The sequence below is a fragment of the Tateyamaria sp. syn59 genome, from assembly GCF_007995245.1.
Classification (GTDB): domain Bacteria; phylum Pseudomonadota; class Alphaproteobacteria; order Rhodobacterales; family Rhodobacteraceae; genus Tateyamaria.
Window position 1 is genome coordinate 97,256 of the sequence record NZ_VCBA01000003.1, and the last position, 13,996, is coordinate 111,251.

Annotated in this window: 11 protein-coding genes, 1 tRNA gene and 1 rRNA gene; 9 read left to right on the plus strand and 4 right to left on the minus strand. The window is 60.0% G+C overall.

The window, feature by feature from the left end; genetic code table 11:
* Window positions 1–194 precede the first annotated feature (194 nt).
* The 4 genes from rrf to FD715_RS06575 all read left to right on the plus strand — a co-directional run bounded on the left by rrf (window position 195) and on the right by FD715_RS06575 (window position 3,425).
* A 5S ribosomal RNA gene (rrf, locus tag FD715_RS06560) occupies window positions 195–309 on the plus strand.
* Window positions 310–429: 120 nt separating this feature from the next.
* Window positions 430–1,209 carry an Fpg/Nei family DNA glycosylase gene (locus tag FD715_RS06565; protein ID WP_147107010.1) on the plus strand — a complete coding sequence of 260 codons (780 nt, stop codon included), beginning with the start codon at window positions 430–432 and terminating at the stop codon, window positions 1,207–1,209.
* Between the two features lie 141 nt (window positions 1,210–1,350).
* Window positions 1,351–3,267: a calcineurin-like phosphoesterase family protein gene (locus FD715_RS06570; protein WP_189799429.1), complete on the plus strand. Its 1,917-nt coding sequence runs from the start codon at window positions 1,351–1,353 to the stop codon at window positions 3,265–3,267.
* A gap of 81 nt (window positions 3,268–3,348) precedes the next feature.
* Window positions 3,349–3,425 (plus strand) — tRNA-Met (locus FD715_RS06575).
* A gap of 34 nt (window positions 3,426–3,459) precedes the next feature.
* On the opposite strand, the gene FD715_RS06580 is transcribed toward FD715_RS06575, so the two are convergent.
* Window positions 3,460–4,356 (minus strand): hydrogen peroxide-inducible genes activator, encoded by an 897-nt coding sequence (locus FD715_RS06580; protein ID WP_223274786.1) that lies wholly within the window; start codon window positions 4,354–4,356, stop codon window positions 3,460–3,462.
* Between the two features lie 227 nt (window positions 4,357–4,583).
* On the opposite strand from FD715_RS06580, the gene katG reads away from it, so the two are divergent.
* Window positions 4,584–6,758: a catalase/peroxidase HPI gene (gene katG / locus FD715_RS06585; protein WP_147107019.1), complete on the plus strand. Its 2,175-nt coding sequence runs from the start codon at window positions 4,584–4,586 to the stop codon at window positions 6,756–6,758.
* A gap of 53 nt (window positions 6,759–6,811) precedes the next feature.
* On the opposite strand, the gene pcaG is transcribed toward katG, so the two are convergent.
* From pcaG to pcaC, 3 genes are read right to left on the minus strand one after another with little or no spacing between them, the layout of a single operon-like run.
* Window positions 6,812–7,381 carry a protocatechuate 3,4-dioxygenase subunit alpha gene (pcaG, locus tag FD715_RS06590; protein ID WP_147107022.1) on the minus strand — a complete coding sequence of 190 codons (570 nt, stop codon included), beginning with the start codon at window positions 7,379–7,381 and terminating at the stop codon, window positions 6,812–6,814.
* Window positions 7,381–8,124, minus strand: a complete 744-nt coding sequence (pcaH, locus tag FD715_RS06595) for a protocatechuate 3,4-dioxygenase subunit beta (RefSeq protein ID WP_147107024.1) — start codon at window positions 8,122–8,124, stop codon at window positions 7,381–7,383. Before pcaH ends, pcaG begins: the two co-directional genes overlap by 1 nt.
* Entirely contained in the window at window positions 8,096–8,479 is a 384-nt protein-coding gene (gene pcaC, locus FD715_RS06600; RefSeq protein ID WP_147107027.1) for a 4-carboxymuconolactone decarboxylase, read from the minus strand. Before pcaC ends, pcaH begins: the two co-directional genes overlap by 29 nt.
* Before the next feature lie 118 nt (window positions 8,480–8,597).
* Here pcaC and aspS point away from each other — a divergent pair, with 118 nt between their 5' ends.
* The 4 genes from aspS to FD715_RS06620 all read left to right on the plus strand — a co-directional run bounded on the left by aspS (window position 8,598) and on the right by FD715_RS06620 (window position 13,992).
* Window positions 8,598–10,544, plus strand: coding sequence for an aspartate--tRNA ligase (gene aspS, locus FD715_RS06605; protein ID WP_147107030.1), 1,947 nt, complete (start codon window positions 8,598–8,600; stop codon window positions 10,542–10,544).
* Window positions 10,545–10,611: 67 nt separating this feature from the next.
* Window positions 10,612–12,030, plus strand: a complete 1,419-nt coding sequence (locus tag FD715_RS06610; RefSeq protein WP_223274758.1) for a DUF1800 family protein — start codon at window positions 10,612–10,614, stop codon at window positions 12,028–12,030.
* A gap of 9 nt (window positions 12,031–12,039) precedes the next feature.
* A complete protein-coding gene (locus tag FD715_RS06615) occupies window positions 12,040–13,212 on the plus strand; it encodes a DUF1501 domain-containing protein (RefSeq protein WP_147107033.1) in 1,173 nt (390 codons plus the stop codon).
* A gap of 51 nt (window positions 13,213–13,263) precedes the next feature.
* A complete protein-coding gene (locus FD715_RS06620; protein ID WP_147107035.1) occupies window positions 13,264–13,992 on the plus strand; it encodes a GNAT family N-acetyltransferase in 729 nt (242 codons plus the stop codon).
* Window positions 13,993–13,996 lie beyond the last annotated feature (4 nt).

A 13,996-nucleotide genomic window follows, 5' to 3' on the forward strand; every position in this document is an offset into this window, starting at 1 on the left:
TGAGGGCCGTGGTAGACCACCACGTCGATAGGCCAGAGATGTAAGCGCAGTAATGCGTTCAGTTGACTGGTACTAATTGCCCGATAGGCTTGATTTGATCCAGTAGAAGCAAGACTTCACTGATCAAAGCATACACATCACAAAGTCGTACGCGACTTGGACACATTGTTGATCGTTCTGAGCGGTTTTTTCGGTTTGGTGGTCATAGCGCAAGCAAAACACCCGGTCCCATCCCGAACCCGGCCGTTAAGTGCTGTAGCGCCGATGGTACTGCATCTTAAGGTGTGGGAGAGTAGGTCACTGCCAAACCTAAAAAGCCGCTCGAGAGTATCTCTCTTACGATGACACACTCCCTACAGTTCAGCCTTTAATCGCAGACACTTCGCGTTATGTCGCTGTGTCTGAGCAAGACTGTTTTGTGAGACTTCCATGCCCGAAGGCCATACGATCCACCGCGCTGCGCAAGACCAGCGCCCCATGCTCGTAGGCAAGCGCATCGCTGCGACGTCACCCCAGGGCCGGTTTGCAGATGGCGCCGCGATGATTGACGGGCGGACATGCGTCGCGATCGACGCTTTGGGCAAGCATTTGCTTTATCACTTCGACAGTGGTGAGCACCTGCACATCCATCTTGGGCTTGCCGGGCGCATTTATCGCAGTGCGCAACCGGCTGATCCGCCGCGTGACGTGGTTCGGATCCGCATGGAATCCTTGTCGCATGTGATCGACATCACGGGCCCGGCCATTTGTGAGATTTTAACTGACGCGGAACTTGCTGCATTTCGGATGAAATACGGGCCCGATCTGCTGGCAGAACCGGACGAGCCAGAACGCGCTATTGCCCGCATCCGCAAGAGCCGCTCGCCGATTGCCACGCTCTTGATGAACCAACAGGTTATCTCCGGGATCGGGAATATCTATCGCACTGAAATCCTTTGGCTTTTGGGTCTGAACCCGTTTATGCGAGGGTGTGACGTGCCTGAGGAGACGTTGCATAAGCTGTGGGCCGAGATGCGTGCGCTTATGCAGATTGGCGTCAAATACAACTCCATCATCACAAACGGAGAGTTGCCCGCTGCCGGTCAGGACATTCAGGAGCGGGTGAATATCTACGCGGAAGCGGCTTGCCCGACCTGCAAGTCCGAGATTGGTGTCACCAAGATTTCAGCCCGCACGTTGTACTACTGCGCCCGCTGTCAGAGCGTTTGACCGCGTCGGTCGGCAAGCCGCCGCCTGTCACGAATCTGTCGTTCAAAATTCACGCTATGATTGAAGGCCCGTCACCGACTCAGTGCACGGTGTCCGTCGCACGTTTCAGCGAAAGGCTTTCTGATGCATCGACTTCTGACCATGACTGCCATTTGTACCCTCGCAGGGGCCGCGATGGCCAAGGACCCTACTTATATCGGTGGCGTTCACGTCGTCCGCGGCGACGCGGACGGCGCCGATATGGCGCGGGGAACTGTATTTCTGGATGAAAACCGGAATGCGCAGTTCGATGAGGGCGAACCTGGGCTACCTGATGTCATGGTTTCGAACGGACGGGAGGTTGTTCTGACGGCCGAAGACGGCAGTTATGAGTTGCCCGCCTATGATGATATGAACCTGATGATCACGAAGCCAGCGGGTTATGCGACACCGCTGAATGCCCAGATGGTTCCGCAGTTTGCTTATATCCATAAGGAAGCTGGGTCGCCTGAGTTGCGTTTTGGCGGGCTCGAACCCACTGGACCACTGCCAGAGGCCGTCAACTTTCCGCTTATCGAAGATGAAGTTGGGTCCGAGTTCAATTGTCTCATCTTTGGCGATGCGCAGGCCTACACCAACCGTGAGATTGGCTATGTCCGCGACACGGCGGGGCAGATGCTGGCCACTGCTGACCTGTCGGATACCGAATGCCTGATCTTTGTTGGCGATGTGATGGGGGATGATCTGACCCTGTATCCCCGATTTCAGTCGATCATCGCCGTGGGCCGGACGCCGCAATACTTTGTGGGCGGCAACCACGACATTGATTTCGATGCGGCTGAGGACAAGGATAGTTTCGATACGTTCCGCCGCGCGTGGGGGCCAGAATACTATTCCTTTGAGATTGGTAACGTGCATTTCGTTGCCTTGGACAACGTACGCTACCCCTGTAACGGCGTGGACACCCATGACTTTTGTGCGCTAGAGGCGCGGACCACATATAACGGGATGGTCACCGAACGGCAGTTGGAGTGGCTGGCGAACACGCTGGAGAACGTGCCCGAGGACAAGCTGATTGTTCTGAGTGCGCATATCCCCTTCCAGACCTTTACCGACAATACCGCGGCCAAGCACCAGACCGACAACCTTGATGAGCTGGTTGCTATCTTGAGTGATCGGCAGGTGGTGAGCTTGGCGGGGCACACGCATACCACTGAAAACATTGAAGAAGGTGAGTATTTCGATGGGTGGGAAGCGGCCACGAATGTCGGTCCTGCGCCGTTTCATCACATCATTGCGGGGGCCTTGTCCGGCAGCTGGTGGGCCGGTGATCTGAACGCTCAAGGGGTGCCGCATGCCACGCAGCGGCTGGGCAGCCCGCGCGGTTTTTATGAGTTGGCGTTCAATGGGCCTGAGTTTGTGGAAACCTTTCGGACCTTTCATACGGATGCGGACGAGCAGTTTCATGCCTCGTTCAACACACCGCGTTTTCGCGACTGGGCAGAGCGTTTGCTGACCTATCGCGCGCTCTATGATCGGGAGTTTGATCAGACCCCACCGGTCGTGCGTCGCGATTTGGGTGACATGCTGATGTTGACGACGGATGATCTAGCCGAAGGCACGTGGCTAGCGGTGAATGTGTGGGGTGGATCGGCCTCATCCACTGTCGTTGCAAGCATCAATGGCGGGGATGCAATGGAAGCGACGCGGACCCAATCCGGCACCGGCGAAGAGAAGCGCGAGGGCGTCGAATATGCCGATCCGCTGGCGCTTGCCGTGCAATCGACCCAAGGGTCCATTGCGGCGCGATCCGTGGATGGCGGGGATGAGACGGCGGGTTTCAGCACATGGCAGGGCACATCTTGGACTGGGAAAGTTAACCCGTTTCAGGGGTGGATGCTGACCGACAACAGCAGCCATTTGTGGCGTGTCGACATGCCAAGCGACCTGCCCGTCGGTGTGCATAAGATTGAGATCACCGTGACCGACCGCCATGACCGTGTGTTCCGTGACACGATTGCGTTCGAGGTGGTCGAGGAATTGCCGAACCTGGAGTGGCAGGCGGAATTCTGGGAGTAGCTGCGCGAATTTATGACGGCAAATGTGGGGGATGGTCTTGCGGTCCCCCGCGACTTGGCGTACATCACCCGAACCAATTGGCGCGGGATGGAGCAGCCCGGTAGCTCGTCAGGCTCATAACCTGAAGGTCGTAGGTTCAAATCCTACTCCCGCAACCAAAAAACGCCGTCCTTCGGGGCGGCGTTTCCCGTTTCAGCCCTTGTGCCCGGCGGCCTGTTGCACCAGCGGAACGAGGTCTTGCAAGGCGGGTCCCATGGGGTTGGTTGCGCGCCAGACCATGCCGATAGATCGGCTGGGCGCGGTCCCCGCGAAACGGTTGATGCATACGGGTGCGGAGCGTGTTTCCACATCAATGGCCATGTCCGGGATCAGCGTCACACCGATGCCCGCGCCCACCATCTGAACCAGAGTGCCCAACGAGCTGCCGTCCAGTCCACCGCGCGGGCGGTTCGGGTTGATGTTGCAGAACGACATGGCCTGATCGCGGAAACAGTGCCCTTCCTCCAGCAGGAGCAGGCGCAACTGCGCCAGTTCGTCCACGGTTACGGGCGGTGCAGCCGCGTCGGTCTTGGGGCGGATCAGCACCATTTCTTCGGAAAATAGAGGGGTTTCGACGAGGCCCGGTTCGTCGAGGGGTAGGGCGACGATGGCGGCGTCCAGTTGCCCGTCTATCAGCTCGTCGATCAGCCGAGGTGTCACCGTCTCGCGCACGTGTAGGTCGGTTTGTGGGTGCGCCTTCGTCACCTGACTGATCAGGTTGGGCAGCAGATAGGGCGCAATGGTTGGGATAATGCCAAGGCGCAGGCGGCTAAGCGTGGTGCCGCGCGCCGATGTGGCCCAGTCGCCCAACTCGTCCATGGCGCGCAGGATGGCTGTCGCGCGGATTTCAAAGTCTTCGCCCTTTGGCGTCAGCCGCAGAGCGCGGGGTTGCCGCTCGAACAATTCAAGGCCAAGGGTTTGCTCCAGATCGCGGATTTGCACGGACAACGCGGGCTGGGAAATGGCACATCTGTCCGCTGCCCGACCGAAGTGCAGGTCCTGCGCGAGCGCCTTGAAGTATCGCAATTGACGGAGGGTGATATTCATAATTTTTACTTATGAACATGATTTAAAAATGCAACTTCTATTAATCTGAACTGCACCTTACTTTGCCGTTACACGCGGACGGTTCGGCAAATGCAAATCCGAATCGAAGGCATCCAGATGCTTGGCACCGGGACGGCAAATGAATCTGAAGACAAGTCTAGAATGATTCTTAACTGGCCTTAGATGTGCAAGCAGCATCGACACCAACGCAGCAAAGAACGGAGACTGACATGGACGGCAACGATATTGGCAAATGCCCCGTCATGCATGGCGCAAGCCTTGCCAGCACATTCGGCGGACGCACCAACAAGGATTGGTGGCCAAACGCCCTGAAGGTCGAGGTGCTGCACCAGCACGGCGCACGGATTGATCCGATGGACGCCGATTTCGACTATCGCGAAGCGGTGAAGGGACTGGATTTCGACGCTGTCAAAGCCGACCTGCACGCCCTGATGACAGACAGCCAGCCATGGTGGCCCGCTGACTGGGGTCACTACGGTGGCTTCATGATCCGGATGGCGTGGCACGCGGCCGGTACTTATCGGATGCAGGATGGTCGCGGCGGCGGCTCGGCCGGTGACCAGCGCTTTGCCCCGCTGAACTCGTGGCCGGACAACGCCAGCCTCGACAAAGCCCGCCGTCTGCTGTGGCCGGTGAAGAAGAAGTACGGCAACGCTCTGTCCTGGGCGGACCTGATGCTGCTTGCGGGCAATATTGCTTATGAATCCATGGGCTTGAAGACGTTTGGCTTTGGCTTTGGCCGTGCCGATACGTGGGCACCGGGCATCGACATCAACTGGGGGGAAGAGACCGAGTGGCTCGCTCCGTCCGAGAACCGGTATGAGGATCTGGACGATGCATCGACCATGGCCAATCCTCTGGCGGCTGTGCACATGGGCCTGATCTATGTGAACCCCGAAGGTGTGAACGGCAATCCGGACCCGGCCCGCAGCGCGCTGCACGTGCGCGAGACATTTGCCCGGATGGCGATGAATGACGAAGAAACCGCGGCTCTGACCTGTGGTGGCCATACAGTTGGCAAGGCCCACGGCAACGGTGATGCAGAAGCGCTGGGAGCCGAGCCCGAAGGCGCTGGTATCGTGGATCAGGGCATGGGCTGGACCAACCCGAACCAGACCGACAAGGCGGATTCGCTGGTCACATCGGGCATTGAAGGTGCCTGGACAACCGAGCCCACCAAGTTCGACATGGGCTATTTCAAGCTGCTCTTCGGCTATGAGTGGGAGCTGACCAAGTCGCCTGCCGGCGCGCATCAGTGGAAGCCCATCGACATCAAGGAAGAGGACATGCCCGTTGATGCCGGTGACGGCACGACCCGCACCATGCCCATGATGACGGACGCTGACATGGCGATGAAGGTCGATCCGATCTATCGCGAGATCTGCGAGAAGTTCATGGCGGACGAAGAGTACTTCCGCGACACCTTTGCCCGCGCATGGTTCAAGCTGACCCACCGCGACATGGGTCCGCGCGCCAATTACATCGGCCCCGATGTGCCTGCCGAGGATCTGATCTGGCAAGACCCGATCCCTGCTGGCAACACCGGCTATGACGTGGATGCGGTGAAGGCGAAGATCGCGGCGAGCGGCGTTTCGCATGCTGACCTGATCGCGACCGCCTGGGACAGCGCCCGGACCTTCCGTGGTTCGGATAAGCGAGGGGGTGCCAATGGCGCGCGCATCCGTCTGGCCCCGCAACGCACTTGGGAAGGAAACGAGCCCGAGCGTCTGGATGCCGTGCTGGCAGTGCTTGAGCCGATTGCGGCAGAGACCGGTGCCTCGGTCGCGGACGCGATCGTGTTGGCGGGCAACGTGGGTGTTGAAGCGGCTGCGAAGGCGGCTGGTTTCGACGTCACCGTGTCGTTTACGCCCGGTCGCGGCGATGCCACGGACGAGATGACAGACGCCGATAGCTTTGACGTGCTGGAGCCTCATGCCGATGGTTTCCGCAACTTTGCCAAGGATGGTCTGGCCATCAGTGCCGAGGAAATGACGCTCGACAAGGCGCAGCTTCTGGGTCTGAACGCGCAGGAGATGACTGTGCTGCTGGGCGGGATGCGTGTGCTGGGCACGAACCATGGCGGGTCGAACCACGGTGTGTTCACCAACCGCGTGGGCCAGTTGACGCAGGACTTCTTCGTCAACCTGACCGACATGGCCTACAGCTGGCACGCGATCGACGACGGCACCTATGAGCTGCGGGACCGTGCGACGGGCCAGATCAAGTTCACTGCGACGAGTGCTGATCTGGTCTTTGGCTCCAACTCGATCCTGCGTGCCTATGCTGAGGTTTATGCTCAGGACGACAATGCCGAGAAGTTCGTGAAGGACTTTGTCGCCGCATGGACTAAGGTGATGGACAACGACCGTTTCGATCTGCTGTAAGCGGTTGTAAATGATCTGAGACGCGGGTCCATTGTGGCCCGCGTTTTGCGTTTTCAGGCGTCGAAGAAGACGGTTTCGTTTGGGCCTTGTAGGTGGATGTTGAACTGGAAATGCCCGTCCGCGACCTGTTTGGCGATGAGGGTGTCGCGTCGCGTATTTTCAACAAGTGACAGCCACGGATCGCTTGGCAGCAGTGGGTCGTCAGGGAAGTACATGCGGGTGTGCAGGCCGACATTGATGCCGCGCGCGACGATCCAGAACGTGATCTGTGCCGCGCCATCGCCGGTTACGCCGGGGCGGATCGTGTCAAACCGCCAAGCGCCTGTTTCCTGATCCGCAGGGCATCGACCCCATCCTGTAAAACCGTTGTTTGTCGCATTGAAACGCCCGGTGGCGTCCGCTTGCCAGATCTCGATCAGTGCATCGGTCAGAGGCGCACCCTCTCCGTCAAACACGGTACCCGTGACAGTGATCCGCTCTCCGATCACACTGTCACTTATCATCACCGTGCCGGGGTCACTGTCGTAAACGCCCGTGATGCCAGCAAAATTGGGTGTGCAACCGATATGCACGTAAGGCCCGGCCGTTTGCGATGGGCTTTCCTTGCGCCGTTTTGCTGTCATCAATTCCCCTCCATTCGGTTTTCGAACGGGGTCGACCCGCGCCCGCGCAGGATGATGTCGAAGCGGTAGGCGAGTGCGTCCATTGGGGCCGTTGCGTCCATGTCCAGACGGGCGGTCAACTGGTCGATGGCGGCGGGGTCAGAGATGGCGCGGACGATGGGACAGAGGGGGATCAGTGGGTCCCCTTCGAAATACATCTGGGTGATCAGGCGCTGGGCAAAGCTGTGGCCGAAGACGGAGAAGTGGATGTGGGCGGGGCGCCATGAGTTGGGGCCGTTGGGCCACGGGTAGGGGCCGGGCTGGACCGTTATGAAGCGATATGCGCCGTCGTCATCGGTGACCATCCGCCCGCAGCCACCGAAGTTCGGGTCGAGGGGGGCGAGGTATCCTTCCTTGGCGTGGCGATAGCGTCCGCCTGCGTTGGCCTGCCAGACCTCGATCAGTACGCCGGGCATTGGCCGGGCGTTTTCGTCCAAGACACGCCCTTTTACGATCATGCGCGGGCCAATCGCCATTTCGTCCAGTGCGGCGAAGTTGCGGATCAAGTCGTTATCAAGGGGGCCGAGCATGTCATGGCCAAAGACCGGGCCATGGTCCTCGCTAGGGGACGGCGGCGCCTTGACCAGCGGTTTTTGCGGGGATCGGAGGAGGCTGGATTTATACTCGGGGAAGTATGCCGCCGGGTGCCAGTTGCGGTCCCTTGGGTAAAGGGGGTCAGCCACTCTCGGCCTCCATCTCAGCATATGTCTCCTTCGCGATCTGCAATGCGCGGTTGGCGCGGGGAACGCCAGCATAGATCGCGACGTGCTGGAACGCTTCGGCCACGTCGCTCGGCGTGGCGCCCGTTCGGGCCGTGGCGCGGATGTGCATGGGGATTTCGTCGAAATTCCCGGTGGCGGCGAGCAGGGCGAGGGTGAGCATGGACCTTTCCCGCAGGCTGATCGCGTCGCTGGCCCAGACGGTGCCCCAGGCCCCTTCGGTGATCAGCTCCTGAAAGGGCGCGTCGAACGCGGTTTTCACCGCTTGTGCCCGGTCCACATGTGCATCGCCGAGCACGGTCCGGCGCACGCCCATGCCCTTGGCCCATTTATCGTCCATCGCAGCCTCCCTTTTCATCGGTGATAGCATGGCCCAAACCGCGTTGTCGCCTTGACTTTCCACCCCCTGCCCGGTGTATCTGCGCCGATCAAAACCGCAGCCCCGAAGGGACACGACCATGCATGCTTACCGCTCTCACTCCTGCGCCGCTCTGACCTCGGCCAATGTGGGTGATAACGTGCGTCTGTCGGGCTGGGTCCACCGGGTGCGCGACCATGGCGGCGTGCTGTTTATCGACCTGCGTGACCATTACGGCGTGACGCAGGTACTGTGCGACCCCGACAGCCCGGTGTTCTCGGACGTCGAGAAGGTGCGCAGCGAATGGTGCATCCGCATCGATGGCAACGTGAAGGCGCGGGACGAGAGCCTGATCAACCCCATGCTGCCCACGGGGGAGATTGAGGTCTATATCCGCGACATGGAAGTGCTGGGCCACGCGGCGGAACTGCCGCTGATGGTGTTTGGCGATCAGGAATACCCGGAAGAAACGCGCCTGACCTACCGCTACCTCGACTTGCGTCGCCAGAAGATGCAAGAGAACATGAAGCTGCGGTCGGACGTCGTTTCGTCGATCCGCAAGCGCATGTGGGATCAGGAATTCCGCGAGTACCAGACGCCGATCATCACGGCATCCTCGCCCGAAGGCGCGCGCGACTTCCTCGTGCCGTCGCGTCTGCATCCCGGCAAGTTCTATGCGCTGCCGCAGGCGCCGCAGCAGTTCAAACAGCTGTTGATGGTGTCGGGCTTTGACAAGTATTTCCAGATTGCGCCGTGCTTCCGGGACGAAGACCCGCGCGCCGATCGCTCGCCCACCGACTTCTACCAGTTGGACATCGAGATGTCTTTCGTTGAGCAGCAGGACGTGTTCGACACGATTGCCCCCGTGCTGGCCGGTGTGTTCGAAGAGTTCGGTGGCGGCAAGAAAGTCGATGCGCCCGAGACGTGGGAGCAGATCAGCTACCGCGATGCGGCACTTTGGTACGGCTCGGACAAGCCCGACCTGCGCAACCCGATCAAGATGCAGGTGGTGTCCGACCACTTCCGGGGTTCTGGTTTTGCGATCTTTGCTAAGTTGTTGGAGCAGGACGGCACGGAAATCCGCGCAATCCCGGCACCCACCGGCGGCAGCCGCAAATTCTGTGACCGGATGAATGCTTATGCGCAGAAAGAAGGGCTGCCTGGGATGGGCTACATCTTCTGGCGCGCCAGTGGTGGTAATAAAGAGCTGGAAGCGCTTCTAATCCAAAAGAAGAATTTGGCCACAAGTTATGCGCCTGGGGACAACGTTTCTTTCCGATTTGATTTGACCGGGGAGAAGGTCTCTGGCGAGCGTGATGAAGTTCTTGCTGACTTGGACGCAAGGATCAGTGCTCTGGATTTTGAATTGGAGGCCGCCGGCCCGCTGGCCAAGAACATCGGCCCGGAACGCACCGAGGCTATCCGCCAGCAACTGGGCCTTGGCGTGGGCGACGCTGCGTTCTTCCTTGGCGGCAAACCCAAGGCGTTTGAGGCAATCGCAGGCCGTGCCCGCAACGTGATCGGCGAAGAGCTCAAGTTGATTGACGAGGACCGCTTTGCCTTCGCCTGGATCGTGGATTTCCCGATCTATGAGGCGGACGAGGAAACCGGCAAGATCGACTTTGAACACAACCCGTTCTCCATGCCGCAGGGTGGTATGGAGGCGCTGGACGGCGATCCGCTTAAGGTGTTGGGCTATCAATACGATCTGGCGTGCAACGGCTATGAGCTGGTGTCTGGTGCCATCCGGAACCACCGGCCCGAGATCATGTTCAAGGCGTTCGAGATCGCGGGTTATGACGAGACCGAAGTCCGCAAGCGGTTCGGCGGTATGGTGAACGCGTTCCAATACGGTGCCCCGCCCCACGGTGGCTGTGCGGCTGGAATCGACCGGATCGTGATGCTGCTGGCGGGCGAACAGAACATCCGCGAGGTGATCCTGTTCCCGATGAACCAGCGGGCCGAAGATCTGATGATGGACGCGCCAAGCGATCCGACGAGCGACCAGCTGATGGAACTGGGTCTGCGCATCATTCCGCAAGACTAGGCAAAGAAACGCACATGTTATTGCGGGCGGCGGTGCAAAAGGACGCCCGCGATGCTATCTTTGTCCGGTGAATCCACAGCACCGGGTGATTGTCGTGCGGTCCTTCGACCCTCAGCTTGCGGAAATTCGTTTTGGCTACGGCGTGTCGCCGGAATATCCAGCGCCACCGGATGTACAGGCCATGCTGTCGGGACTGACAGAGCCAGACGTGATAGCCGAAAGGTTTCCGATCCAAAGCTTTCATGACTTTCGATCCCGCATGGTCGAAGTCAGTGAACAGGTCACAATTCGCAGGAAAAACAGGGGCACACCGCTGGCGGCCGAAGCGCGCAAGCGCCGGAACGTGCTGAACAAGGAAGCGCGCGAGGATGTGGCCGTCTGGCTGGGCCACACGATGCTGCGCCGTGCCCATACCGAGACCGCATTCCGCGAGAGGATCGTGGCCTTTTGGGCCGATCATTTCACGGCCATGGGCAAGCGCGGCGTGATCCGGCGTGGTACATCGCCCTACATCGAAGACGCCATTCGCCCCTTTATCGCGGGCAAATTCGAAGAGCTGCTCACCGAGGCCGTGACGCATCCGCTGATGGTGGACTACCTCGATCAACGTGTCTCCATTGGGCCAAACAGCCAGCGTGCGGAGCGGATTGGCGAAAACCGTAAGGTCGGTCTGAACGAAAACCTCGCCCGCGAATTGCTCGAACTGCATACGCTGGGCGTGGATGGACCCTACAGCCAAACCGACGTAACCGAACTGGCTGAATTGCTGACCGGGCTGACCTTTGACGCGCGCAACGGGATGAAGTTTCAAAAGCGACTGGCGGAACCGGGGGCAGAGACTGTTCTGGGTGTCACCTATAGCGAGACCGCGAATTTGGACACAGTTCGCAGCGTCTTGGCGGATCTCGCACGTCATCCTGCGACGGCCCGCCATATCGCGACCAAACTGGCCGTACATTTCGGCAGCGACACACCTGATCCGGCGTTGATTGATGCGATGGAGGCGGCGTTCATTGCACATGATGGCGCCTTGATGCCCGTGTATGAGGCGCTCCTGTCGCATCCGTCCGTATGGACGCGCGAGTTGTCCAATATCAAGCCGCCCATTGATTTCATGTCCTCTGCGATCCGGGCATTGGCCGTGCCGCCAGCAGCATTCGCTGATCGTGAGCAGCGGTGGATCAGACGCATTTTCATGCAGCCGCTATTTAACATGGGACAGCGGTGGGAAACCCCAAGCGGTCCTGACGGATGGGCCGAAGAAGATCCGGAATGGATCACGCCGCAAGGGCTTGCCCTGCGCGTGACGTGGGCGATGGCCTTTCCAGGCGAGTTGGTGGACCCGCTGCCCGATCCGCGCGATTTTGTGGACCATGCGCTTGGTGATTTTGCTACAGAGCCGGTGCGCTTTGCGGCTGCTGCTGCGGAAACACGTTCCGAAGCCATCGGCCTTGTCCTGATGTCCCCGGCATTTCAGCGCAGATAGGAGAACGTGATGCCCTCTTCCGTCTCTCGCCGCGACTTTCTGGCCCGGACCGGGCTGATCGGCTGTTCACTGGCGGCCAGTCCCCTGCTGACGCCGGTCAGTTTCGCGGCGGCGCCTTGGGACACCCGCTTTGTTGTGATTATTCTGCGTGGCGGGATGGACGGGCTGGACGTGGTCAGGCCCTATGGCGATCCCGCGTTCCGCGCGCTGCGGCGTAATATGTCCCCGGGTCCGGAGGGTGGTGCCCTGGATCTGGATGGTTACTTTGCCCTGCATCCCAGCCTCGCGCCGTTGATGCCGATGTGGGATGCGGGCCAGTTGTCGTTCGTGCATGCCGTGTCGACCCCCTACCGTGACAAGCGCAGCCACTTCGACGGGCAGGACCTGCTTGAGGCCGGAACGACCAGTATGGCAGGCGTGCGGGACGGGTGGTTGAACCGCATGTTGCAAGCGGTGCCGGGAGTGACGTCGCAGACTGCGTTTGCCCTTGGCCACAGCGACATGCGTCTGGTCCAAGGTAGCGCAGAGGTCGCGAATTGGTCGCCGGACGCTGATCTCGACATCAGCCCGCAAGCCGTTCGCTTGCTGGAACTTGTCACAGAAAGCGATCCGGCACTGCATGCAGCGCTGGCCGAGGCACAGGTTTTGTCACAGGTCAGTGGTGGCGACACTGAACAGTTGAAGGGCGAGCATCTGGAGATTGCGCAATTCGCTGCGGCTCGTCTTTCAGAGGATGCGCGCATCGCCGCGTTCTCGCTCAATGGCTGGGACACGCATGCCGGGCAGGAAAGGCATCTGGACAGGGCTTTGACACGGTTGGCTGAAACGCTTGTGACCCTGCGCGGAAAGATGCGCGGCAATACGTGGAGTAAGACGGCCGTTGTGGCGATGACTGAATTTGGCCGCACCGCCCGCCAGAACGGCACCCGAGGTACGGATCATGGCACCGGCGGTCTGATGGTCCTTGCCGGTGGTGCGATCAAAGGCGGGCAAGTCTTTGGCCAATGGCCGGGTCTGGGCGATGGTGACCTTTATCAGCAGCGCGATCTGATGCCGACCGGCGATGTCCGCGCCCATGCGGCCTGGATCATGCGTGGGCTGACGGGTCTGGACCGCAGCGTTCTGGAAGGTGCGGTTTTCCCCGGCGTGGATATGGGGGGCGATCCTGGCCTTCTGCTCTGAACCGCGACAATCGCTCTTGGCCTTCTCCAAAACCTTGCCTACCGTCCCGGCATGACTGCGATCTATTCCGTGAATGCTGCGCCGGTTCCAAACTGGACGCCGCCAACCGTGCCCGACGACACGCTGGTTTTGAAGGGTCGCCACGCGCGCCTTGAACCCTTGTTTGCGGACACGCACGCGGCATTGCTGTACCGCGCTTATGTCGGCCACGATACCGTGTGGGATTTTCTGCCTTACGGACCGTTTTCCTCGTCATCCCAGTACCACCGCTGGGTGCGCGACATGGAGCAGGACCCGTCCCTGCAGTTCTACGCGGTCTTCAACATTGAGACAGCATGCTATGAAGGTGTCGCGAGTTTCCTGCGCATCGCACCGGAGGCAGGCAGCATCGAGGTTGGGCACATCAATTTCAGCCCGGGCCTCCAAAAAACACGGGCCGCGACAGAGGCGTTGTACCTGATGATGGGCTGGGCGTTCGAGGCCGGGTATCGCAGGTTCGAATGGAAGTGCGATGCGTTGAATGCGGGATCCCGCCGGGCCGCTCAACGGCTGGGGTTGAGTTACGAAGGGATTTTCCGGCAGGCTACAGTCGTCAAAGGGCGCAACCGGGACACGGCCTGGTTTGCCGCAATTGATGCGGAATGGTCCTCGCTCAAGGAAGCCTTTGGCGCCTGGCTGGCTGACAGCAATTTCGACGCGGACGGAGCGCAGCAGGAACGCTTGTCGGACTTGACCCGGTTGGTGCGGGTGGCCGATGATCCGATGGGCGCAGCAGAGTAAGTCG